The sequence below is a fragment of the Aeromonas sp. HMWF014 genome, assembly GCF_963878295.1.
GTDB lineage: Bacteria > Pseudomonadota > Gammaproteobacteria > Enterobacterales > Aeromonadaceae > Aeromonas > Aeromonas popoffii.
In genome coordinates this window covers 1-8,956 of the sequence record NZ_CAWNYS010000459.1, presented here as the reverse complement: position 1 = coordinate 8,956, position 8,956 = coordinate 1, and the positions used below count along the sequence as shown (strand labels likewise).

General features: G+C 62.9%; 10 protein-coding genes and 1 pseudogene. 9 read left to right on the top strand and 2 right to left on the bottom strand.

The features are described 5' to 3' along the window. From exeI to exeN, 6 genes are all read left to right on the top strand, one after another. A partial coding sequence (gene exeI / locus AAC083_RS17990) for a GspI family T2SS minor pseudopilin variant ExeI (RefSeq protein WP_258224761.1) occupies positions 1 to 278 on the top strand: 278 nt, incomplete at its 5' end. Between the two features lie 65 nt (positions 279 to 343). After that, positions 344 to 1,003: a GspJ family T2SS minor pseudopilin variant ExeJ gene (exeJ, locus tag AAC083_RS17985; RefSeq protein WP_042038696.1), complete on the top strand. Its 660-nt coding sequence runs from the start codon at positions 344 to 346 to the stop codon at positions 1,001 to 1,003. Next, positions 993 to 2,018, top strand: a complete 1,026-nt coding sequence (gene exeK, locus AAC083_RS17980) for a GspK family T2SS minor pseudopilin variant ExeK (RefSeq protein WP_108537328.1) — start codon at positions 993 to 995, stop codon at positions 2,016 to 2,018. Before exeJ ends, exeK begins: the two co-directional genes overlap by 11 nt. Positions 2,019 to 2,139: 121 nt before the next feature. Then, a complete protein-coding gene (exeL, locus tag AAC083_RS17975; RefSeq protein ID WP_108537327.1) occupies positions 2,140 to 3,324 on the top strand; it encodes a GspL family type II secretion system protein ExeL in 1,185 nt (394 codons plus the stop codon). Beyond that, a complete protein-coding gene (gene exeM, locus AAC083_RS17970; RefSeq protein ID WP_042038700.1) occupies positions 3,321 to 3,812 on the top strand; it encodes a GspM family type II secretion system protein ExeM in 492 nt (163 codons plus the stop codon). The genes exeL and exeM overlap by 4 nt, the downstream gene beginning before the upstream one ends. Before the next feature lie 97 nt (positions 3,813 to 3,909). Then, positions 3,910 to 4,668, top strand: coding sequence for a GspN family type II secretion system protein ExeN (exeN, locus tag AAC083_RS17965; RefSeq protein ID WP_108537326.1), 759 nt, complete (start codon positions 3,910 to 3,912; stop codon positions 4,666 to 4,668). 61 nt (positions 4,669 to 4,729) lie between these two features. Here exeN and AAC083_RS17960 read toward each other — a convergent pair whose 3' ends face one another. Continuing rightward, positions 4,730 to 5,551 carry a helix-turn-helix domain-containing protein gene (locus AAC083_RS17960; RefSeq protein WP_108537325.1) on the bottom strand — a complete coding sequence of 274 codons (822 nt, stop codon included), beginning with the start codon at positions 5,549 to 5,551 and terminating at the stop codon, positions 4,730 to 4,732. Between the two features lie 159 nt (positions 5,552 to 5,710). Between AAC083_RS17960 and tyrS the strand changes: the two genes are divergently transcribed. Further along, on the top strand, positions 5,711 to 6,979 hold the full coding sequence (gene tyrS / locus AAC083_RS17955; RefSeq protein ID WP_108537324.1) for a tyrosine--tRNA ligase: 1,269 nt from the start codon (positions 5,711 to 5,713) through the stop codon (positions 6,977 to 6,979). Positions 6,980 to 7,267: 288 nt separating this feature from the next. On the opposite strand, the gene yrfG is transcribed toward tyrS, so the two are convergent. Beyond that, entirely contained in the window at positions 7,268 to 7,936 is a 669-nt protein-coding gene (gene yrfG, locus AAC083_RS17950) for a GMP/IMP nucleotidase (RefSeq protein ID WP_108537323.1), read from the bottom strand. 158 nt (positions 7,937 to 8,094) lie between these two features. Here yrfG and nudE point away from each other — a divergent pair, with 158 nt between their 5' ends. Together nudE and AAC083_RS17940 are read left to right on the top strand one after the other, a co-directional pair. Then, entirely contained in the window at positions 8,095 to 8,703 is a 609-nt protein-coding gene (gene nudE, locus AAC083_RS17945) for an ADP compounds hydrolase NudE (RefSeq protein WP_042038707.1), read from the top strand. A 45-nt stretch (positions 8,704 to 8,748) separates the two neighbouring features. Beyond that, positions 8,749 to 8,956, top strand: a pseudogene (locus AAC083_RS17940) (3'(2'),5'-bisphosphate nucleotidase CysQ); the annotation flags it as partial.

Sequence of the window (8,956 nt, the reverse complement as noted above, 5' to 3'; positions counted from 1 at the left end):
CCGCCAGCGAACACCTCTCTGCGCTCAATTATCTGGAAGAGAAGACGCTGGCAACCTGGGTGGCGGAAAACCAGTTGGTGCAGCAGAAACTCGACGCCAGGTGGCCCGGCGATAGCTGGGTGGAAGGGGACGAGAAGATGGCTGGGCAGACCTGGTATTGGCGCTATCGCGGCGTCGCCACCGCCGACAACAACTTCAAGGCACTGGATATGGAAGTGCGTACCGCGCCCAAGGCCGAGAGCCCTGTGGCCATGCTCCGGACCTATATCAGCCGATGACAACAGCCAAGGACCTATCCGCGACGCGAGCACACCCGTCGGGCTGCACTCAGCGGGAGAGATCGATGCGGACATCGTCATTACCCAGGCCGAGAGTGCGATATCGCGGCCGTCAGGACGGTTTTACTCTGCTGGAGATGCTGGTGGCCATCGCCATTTTCGCCAGCCTCAGCATGGGCGCCTATCAGGTACTGCAGGGGGTGCTCACCAGTGACGAGGTGTCCAAGAAGAAGGAGGCCCGTCTCTCCGAGTTGCAACTGGCCTTTACCCTGATGGAGCGGGACATTACCCAGATGGTGCCCCGCAGCGGCCGTATCGACGGCGAGAACAACAAGGTGCTGCTGGCGGCATCCCGCTTCGGCCAGCAGAGCGACGATTGGGGCATGGCCTTCATTCGCGGTGGTTGGCTCAATCCGGATGGCATGCTGCCACGATCTGGTTTGCAGCGGGTCGGCTGGCGCCTCAAGGATCACACGCTGGAGCGGCTGAGCTACCTCTATCCGGATCCCGTGATCGGCACAGAGCCGCGCATCCAGCCCATGCTGGATCGGGTGACTGCGCTGCGGTTCTATTTTTACGACAAGGGTGTCTGGAAAGAGGAGTGGACCCAGCGCAACGTGCTGCCTTACGGCCTGGCGGTGGAGCTGGATCTGGAAGATTACGGCACAGTTCGCCGCCAGTTCCTCATCGGGGCCGGTGGCCAGCGAGCAGAAAATGGGAACTAAGCGGACAGGGGGCGGCAGCATGCACTCTTGCCGCCGTCAGGGTGGCATGGCCCTGCTGGTGGTACTGCTCATCTTGTCGGTGATGGTGATCATCGCCAGCAACATGAGCGGTCGCCTGCAGCTGGAGCTGCGCCGTACCGGCAACCTTACTGCCGGCAAGCAAGCCTGGTGGTATGCCATGTCGGCGGAAGCCCTGGTGAGCAAGGTGCTGGCTCAGGATTTCAAGGATGACCCCAATGTGGTGAGCCTGGGTCAGAACTGGGCCAAGCAGGATGCGGTCTTCCCGGTGGATGACGGCAAGCTGACCGGCCGGGTACGGGATCTGCAATCCTGCTTCAACCTCAACAGCCTGAGCGTGCCCCTGAAAGAGGGGGAGAGCGGCGATGACCTCGAGAAGCAGCCTTATCCGGTCAAGGTGTTTCACGCCCTGCTCAAGCAGCTCGAGGTCGAGGATTACGAGGCGGTGCAGCTGACCGATGCCATCCGCGACTGGACCGACAAGGATACGGCGCTGGTCTCCAGCTACGGCGCCGAGGATGCCTATTACGAGGGGCTGACACCCCCTTATCTGACCGCGAACCAGTGGATGCTCAGCACGGACGAGCTGAGGGCGGTGCGGGGTGTGAGCGCCAAGTTGTATGCCCGGCTGGCGCCTTATGTCTGCGCCCTGCCGAACGAGAAGCTGGTGGTGAACATCAACACCATCAAGCCGGAACAGGCGGCGCTGCTGGTGGCGCTCTATCTGGACAAGGTGGGGCTCGATGATGCCAAGCGGGTGCTGACCAGCCGCCCCCAGAAGGGGTGGAAGAACAAGAAAGAGATGACGGACCAGATGACAGCGCAGGTGAGCGGCATCCAGGGGCTGGATGCGGCGCTGGACGTCAAGAGCAGCTACTTCGAGGCCAAATTGATCGCCGAGGTGGGTGATACCCGGGCCAGGCTGGAGAGCGTCTTTTTTCGTAGCAAGGACAACAAGCTGGTGATGCTGCGTCGCCTCAATGGCGGCGCCGAATGACAAACAGGTGTGGGGAGCGGCGACTGGCCGTACCCGCCCTGACCTCGTATTGGACAGCAGCCGAGGGCTGCGCTCCCGCCCATCCAGAGGGATGCGGACGGGAATGGCAGGAGAGATATTTGTGAGCGAGAGTCTGGTCATCCGTTTGGGGACCAATGCGCAGCAACCGGTCGAGTGGCTGGTGTGGTCGGCCAAGGAGGAGGAGATCATTGCCTCCGGCACCCTGGCCTCGGCCCATGCCCTGAGTGAGCTGCAGGAGCGCGCCGGTGGCCGCCCCGTGGTGACCCTGGTGCCGGGCAGCGATCTTATCTTCCGGCGGGTGAGCCTGCCGGGAAAATACAGTCGCCAGGCCGCCGCCGCCTTGCCCTACCTGCTGGAGGAGCAAATCGCATCCGATGTGGATGGGCTGCATCTGGTGGTGCTGGGCCACGAGGGCCACGATGTGGACCTGATGGCGGTCGACAAGGAGAAGATGCAGATCTGGCTGGGTTGGTTGCAGCAGGCGGGCCTCAAGAGCCAGCAGCTGTTGCCGGACGTGCTGGCCTTGCCGCCCACCGCCGACGGCTGGTCTGCCCTGCAGCTTGGCAAGGAGTGGCTGCTGCGTCAGGGCCCCTGTCAGGGCATAGTGGCCGATGAATCGCTGCTGGCCATGTTGCTGGCGGCGGAGGTCGACCCCGTCACCATCCACAGCCATACTCCCTTGCCGGCGATCCCGGCGGCCAACTGGCTGGCGGCGGATCCCGAACTGCCCATGCTGCTGCTGGCCAAAGGGGCGCTGAACTGCCAGGCCAACCTGTTGCAGGGCCCCTACCGGCCGCAGACCGAATACTCCCGCTACTGGCTGCAGTGGCGCAAGGTAGCAGTGGTGGCCGGGCTCTTGCTGTTGGTGGCGTTGACCCAGCGCGGTGTGCATCTTTATCAGTTGGCGGAGCAGGACAAGGCCCTCAAGGCCGAGATCCGGCAGGTCTACACCCGTATCTTCCCGGGGGAGAACCGCATCGTCAACGTGCGCAGCCAGATGGCACAGCATCTCAAGTTACTGGGACAGACCCCGCAGGATGGTGTGCTCTTGCTGTTGACCGAACTGGCTCCCACCTTTGCCGAGGTGCCGGGGCTCAAGCCACAGGTGTTGCGTTTCGACGCCGCGCGGGGCGAGTTGAGATTGCAGGTCACGGCACCCGGTTTCGCCGAGATAGAGCGCTTTCGCGAACTGGCGGGCAAGCGTTTCTCGGTGCAGCAGGGCGAGGTGCGCAGCACAGAGGGCAAGGTTGAAGGGACACTGGTGCTGAAGGGTAAATCATCATGATGGACAAATTACAAGGCTGGTGGCGCAGCATCAGTGCTCGCGAGCAGCGGTTGGTGGCCGTGGGTGGCAGCTGCCTGCTGATCGGGCTCTGCTACTGGATGGTCTGGCAACCCATCGACAACCGCATTGCCGAGCGCGAGCGGCAGGTGCTGAGCCAGCAACAGACGCTCGCTTGGCTGAAAGAGAAGGGGGAAGAGGTGCTGGCGATGCAGGGCGGTCAGGGCCGCCAGATCGACACCAGCGGTACCCTGGAAGGGGTGGTGAACCGCACCGCTTTCAACCAGAAGATCAAGATTGCCCGTCTGCAACCCCAGGGTCAGGAGCTGCAGGTGTGGATCGATACGGTTCAGTTCGATGATCTGCTGATCTGGCTGGCGACCCTGGCCGATCAGTATGGCGTACAGGTGCAGGTCATCGAGGTGGCCCGCGAGAATCTGGCGCCGGGTCTGGTCAAGGTCAGACGCTTGCAGCTGAGTCGTCCCCAATGACAGCAAGCGGGCTGAGCGCCGTCCGGTTTCCGGCATCTCGTCCCGGTGTGGTACCGGGCCTGGCCAAGGCCAGATATTTGCAATCGAGTCGTTTTCTATGAAGCAAAAAGTACTGATCGCTGCCCTCTTCCTGGTGGCCTATCTCGGTTTCCTGCTGGTGAAACTGCCAGCCACTCTGGTGGTTCGCCATCTGCCGCTGCCACCCAACCAGGTGCAGCTGGAAGGGGTGAGCGGCACCCTCTGGAGCGGCCAGGTCGCCCGGGTGCAATACGCCAGTGAGTCGCTGACCCAACTGCGCTGGGAGCTCAACGGCTGGTCGTTGCTGCGCTTTGCCCCCGAGGTTTCCCTGCGTTTTGGCGATCGCAGCGGTCTCAACGGCCAGGGTGTGGTTGGATGGAACGGCGCCGCTTTTGGTCGTGATATCACCCTCAACGTGCCAGCGCCCTGGGTGCTGGAGCGGGTGCCCGTGCAGCTGCCTTTCCCGCTGACGGTGGCGGGTCAGCTGCAGCTCAAGGTCGATCAATTTGCCCAGGGCAATCCCTGGTGTGACAACCTCTACGGCAGCCTTCACTGGTATGGTGCCTATGCCGATACCCCGGCCGGCAAGCTGCCGCTGGGGGATCCCGAGCTCAAGCTGACCTGCATTGACTCCCGACTGGTGGCCGAGCTCAAGCAGGGCTCGGAGGCGGTCCAGGTGCTGGGCAAGCTGGAGCTGCAGCCCAATCGCCAGTACCTGTTCCAGGGTACCCTCAAACCGGGTCCCGAGCTGCCGGAGCAGATGAAGCAGGGGCTGCCCTTCCTCGGTCAGCCTGATGGTCAGGGGCGCTTTCCGCTGCGCTATCAGGGGCGCATCTGACGACATCGTCTGCCGGTCTGGAAAAGGATAAATACGACCCCGCGTTGGCGGGGTCGTGTCGTTATGGGGTTCCAGTCTCGCCGCTTGGCGCCGTGATGAGATGGTTCAGAAAGAAGCTGAACAGCTCGGCGCGTGAACCGAGGCGCAACTTGCCATAGAGGTGTTTGCGGTGATTCTTCACTGTGCCGCTGCCAATGCCGAGCTCGGCGGCGATCGCCTCGGTATCCAGCCCTTGTAGCAGCAACCCCGCCACCTGCCGCTCCCGGCGGGTGAGTCGATCTCCGCCCACGCTGGCGATGGCCTGTGCCACCGCCGCCTTCAGGCTGGCACTGTCAGGCAGCGCCGTGCTCTGGGCCAGCAGCGGCGGGCTCCGCTGCCACTGCTGACGACAGAGCGAATGTACCAGCGGAAACAGCTGCTCCAGCCTCGCCAGCTCGCTCTGGCTCAGGGTGCTGCGCTTGTCGAGGCGGCCGAGAAACAGCATCAGGGTCAGTCCGTCCCGCACCGGCAGGATCAGCCCCACCTCCTCCTGCCAGCCGGTGGCCTGATAGAAGTGGTGGCGATATTCGGGATCGAGTCGCCCTTGGGAGACCTGCGCCAGGGTCCAGACGCCGGCAGGCAAGCCCTGCTCCAGCGCCTGCATAAAGGGATCCTGACTGAAGTGGCTGGTGAGGTAGCGATCAAACAGCAGGGCCCGCTGATGGTTGAGGTTGTCGTAGAGGTAGACGGGTCGCTGCCCCACCCCGAGCAGCAGGGCGCAATCAAACGCCACCTGCTGCTGGATCAGGCGCACCAGCGCCGCCGCAAAGGCACTGCTGTGCAGGGCATCGACCACCTCGGTCATGCTGCGGGTCAGGGCATCCGTGGCGAATGGCTGGGTCATGGTTGTTGAGTCATGGTGGTGGGTTCCCGGTGGCGGGGAGCGGCTCCCCACTATGGCTGGATGCTAGCACGAGAGTGGCAAAACTGTCCCTCAGGGGACATATCCGCCACCAGCCAGAACGGCGAGGATGAGGGCTTTCCCCCAGCTGTAGGAGAACCCATGATCAACCCCCACCTGCTCGATGAGCTGACCGAGCGCGGCCTTGTGGCCCAAAATTCTGACCCGGCGGCCCTCGCCGATCATCTTGCCACCCCGCGCACCGTCTATTGCGGGTTCGATCCCACCGCCGGCAGCCTGCATATCGGTCATCTGGTGCCGCTCTTGATGCTGCGCCGCTTCCAGCTGGCGGGCCACACCCCGGTGGCACTGGTGGGCGGGGCAACCGGTCTTATCGGCGATCCCAGCTTCAAGGCGACCGAGCGCAGCCTCAACAGTGCCGATACCGTGCAGGGTTGGGTCGCCAGCCTGTCTGCCCAAATCAGGGCGCTGCTGCCCGCCGATGATGGCCTGTCGGCCCCGCAACTGGTCAACAATGGCGACTGGATGGGGCAGATGTCCGCCCTCGATTTTCTGCGGGATATCGGCAAGCACTTCTCGGTCAATGCCATGCTGGCGCGAGAATCGGTGCGCCAGCGGCTGGCTCGCCCGGATCAGGGCATCTCGTTCACCGAGTTCTCCTACGCTCTGCTGCAATCCTACGACTTTGCGGTGCTCAACCAGCGGCTCGGTTGCACCCTGCAGATTGGCGGCAACGACCAGTGGGGCAATATCACCAGCGGCATGGATCTCACCCGTCGCCTCCATCAGGCGCAGGTGCACGGCATGACCCTGCCCCTTATCACCAAGGCGGACGGCACCAAGTTTGGCAAGACCGAAGGTGGCGCAGTCTGGCTCGATCCGGCGCTCACCTCCCCTTACGCCTTCTACCAGTTCTGGCTCGGCACTGCGGATGAGGATGTCTACCGCTTCCTGCGTTACTACAGCGTTATGTCGTTGGCCGAGATTTCCGAGCTGGAGGCGGAGGATGCGAAACGACAGGGGCGCAAGCAGGCGCAACAGGTGTTGGCGAACGAGCTGACCGAACTGGTGCACGGCAAGGCGGCGCTGGCGGCAGTGCAGCGCATCAGCGAGCTGCTGTTTAGCGGCGACGTGGCACGCCTCGGCGAGAGCGATCTGGCCCAGCTGGCGCAGGATGGCATGCCGAGCAGCACAGTCAGTGGCGAGACGGGTCTGGTCAGCCTGCTGGTGGAGTGCGGTCTGGCGAACTCCAAGCGCATCGCCCGCGAACTGCTGACGGCGGGGGCCATCAGTCTCAATGGCGCCATCAAGCAGGATGAGCAGCTGAATGCTGCGGATCGGCTGTTTGGTCGCTACCTGCTGCTGCGCCGGGGCAAGAAGCAGTACCAGCTGGTGGCGTGGGTGAGCTAGCCTGCCGCGCCATATCAACGAGAAAGGGCTGCCCGGGCAGCCCTTTCCATTGTGCGTCTCGGCATGTCAGCCGCTCGGTATGCAGGGGAAGGCGGTCAATGGTTTCCCCGTCTCTACCCCAACAGCCGAATCATGCTGTCAGCGGCAGCAGTTCGGCATAGTCACGGAATACATCGGGGAAGGCGGTGAATTCTGCCTCCGTGCTGGTATCAAGTAGTCAGCGGCAGCCATTCTGCATAGTCACGGAATAGATCGGGGAAGGCGGTGAATTCTGCCCCCGTGCTGGTATCAAGTAGTCAGCGGCAGCAGTTCGGCATAGTCACGGATCGCCGGGAAGGCCGTAATACTCTGCTCGGGCTGGCGACTGTCCGGGTTCTGGATGGCGAGCTGATAGCCGATGCCGTAGTCGGCGGCGGCCCGCAGGATCCGCTCGCTGTCATCCACAAACAGGGTGCGGGCGGGATCGAACGCCAGCCGCTCGGCCAGCGCCTGCCAGCAGTGCTGGCTCTCCTTTGACCAACCCAGCTCGTGGGTACTCACCATCAGATCCAGATGACCGGCAAGCCCGAGCTGCGCATCCTTGACCGACAGGCTGGCGGGATGGGCGTTGGTAAAGAGCACCAACTGCTTGCCCGCGGCGCGCAGCTCGGCCAGGAAGGGGATGGCGTTGGGCCGCCACCGGATCTTCTCCAGCAGCTCCTGCTTGAGGGCGCGAATGTCCAGCCCCAGGGTCTGGCTCCAGTAATCCACACAGTACCAGTTGAGGGTGCCGCTGACGGCGTGATAGTGCAGATCGATCTGCTCTTTGGCCGCCACCGCTGGCAAGCCGAGTCGCTCGGCGTAACGCGCCGGTACCAGCTGCTGCCAGAGGTAGTTGTCAAAATGAAGGTCGATCAGGGTGCCATCCATATCGAGCAACACGGTATCTATCTGGTGCCAGGGTAAGGTGTTCGACATGCAGCCTCTTGCTCTTGGTGTCGCGAAAACGTCGCGGGAAAAAAGGAGCGGCAGTATAGCGGATTTTTCCTCCCCCTTTGCCATCCCTGTCCCGTGGTGTTCAGTGTGAGAGTCGTTTACTCTTGAAGCACTATTTTTTAACGAGCAGCCAGCGCCCGATGAGTGACCACCACAAGAGCAAGCCCGAATACCTCAGTGTCGAGAACATGGCGCATGACAAGAGCAAGCCGGAGATCCTCAAGGCCGAAATCGTGGCCGAGAGCCGGCTGTTCAAGGTGGAATCCCTGCATCTTAAATTCAGCAATGGGGAGGAGCGGGTCTACGAGCGGATGCGCGGTGGCAACCGGGGCGCCGTCATGGTGGTGCCCTTGTTTGATGCCCACACCCTGTTGCTGGTGCGCGAATACGCGGCGGGTACCCACTCCTACGAGCTGGGTTTCCCCAAGGGGCTGATCGACCCGGGCGAGAATGCCTTTGAGGCGGGCAACCGGGAGCTGATGGAAGAGGCGGGCTTCGGTGCCAACAGCCTGATCCCCCTCAAGCAGGTGTCGCTGGCGCCGGGTTACTTCTCCAGCCGGATGGACATACTGCTGGCGCGGGATCTCTTCCCGGAGCTGCGGGTCGGTGATGAGCCCGAGCCCCTCGAGGTGATCCCCTGGCCACTCAACCGTATCGATGAATTGCTGGCACGACCCGACTTCAGCGAGTCGCGCAGCATCAGTGCCCTGTTGCTGGCCCAGAAGTGGCTGGCGGAGCAGGAAAACTAGCCCAAGCGTGGGCGAAGGCAATAAATAAAAACAGAGGATAACAAGATGCAGGAGTTGTTGGCCTGGGTGCCAGGGGTCAAGGAGATCGCCCGCGAAGCGGGCCGTATCCTTCACGAAATCTATCACGGCGGTCAGTTCGAGCGTCAGCTGAAGGAGGATGCGACCCCGGTCACCAGTGCCGATCTTGCTGCCGATGCCTACCTCAAACAGGCGCTGTCGGCGCTCACTCCCCATGTGCCCGTGTTGACCGAAG

Bases quoted from the DNA above. Each gene is read 5' to 3' on its own strand.
- AAC083_RS17960 (WP_108537325.1), bottom strand. From the start codon at position 5,551: ATGACCCAGCCATTCGCCACGGATGCCCTGACCCGCAGCATGACCGAG.
- exeN (WP_108537326.1), top strand. From the start codon at position 3,910: ATGAAGCAAAAAGTACTGATCGCTGCCCTCTTCCTGGTGGCCTATCTC.
- exeK (WP_108537328.1), top strand. From the start codon at position 993: ATGGGAACTAAGCGGACAGGGGGCGGCAGCATGCACTCTTGCCGCCGT.
- yrfG (WP_108537323.1), bottom strand. From the start codon at position 7,936: ATGTCGAACACCTTACCCTGGCACCAGATAGATACCGTGTTGCTCGAT.
- exeJ (WP_042038696.1), top strand. From the start codon at position 344: ATGCGGACATCGTCATTACCCAGGCCGAGAGTGCGATATCGCGGCCGT.
- nudE (WP_042038707.1), top strand. From the start codon at position 8,095: ATGAGTGACCACCACAAGAGCAAGCCCGAATACCTCAGTGTCGAGAAC.
- tyrS (WP_108537324.1), top strand. From the start codon at position 5,711: ATGATCAACCCCCACCTGCTCGATGAGCTGACCGAGCGCGGCCTTGTG.
- exeM (WP_042038700.1), top strand. From the start codon at position 3,321: ATGATGGACAAATTACAAGGCTGGTGGCGCAGCATCAGTGCTCGCGAG.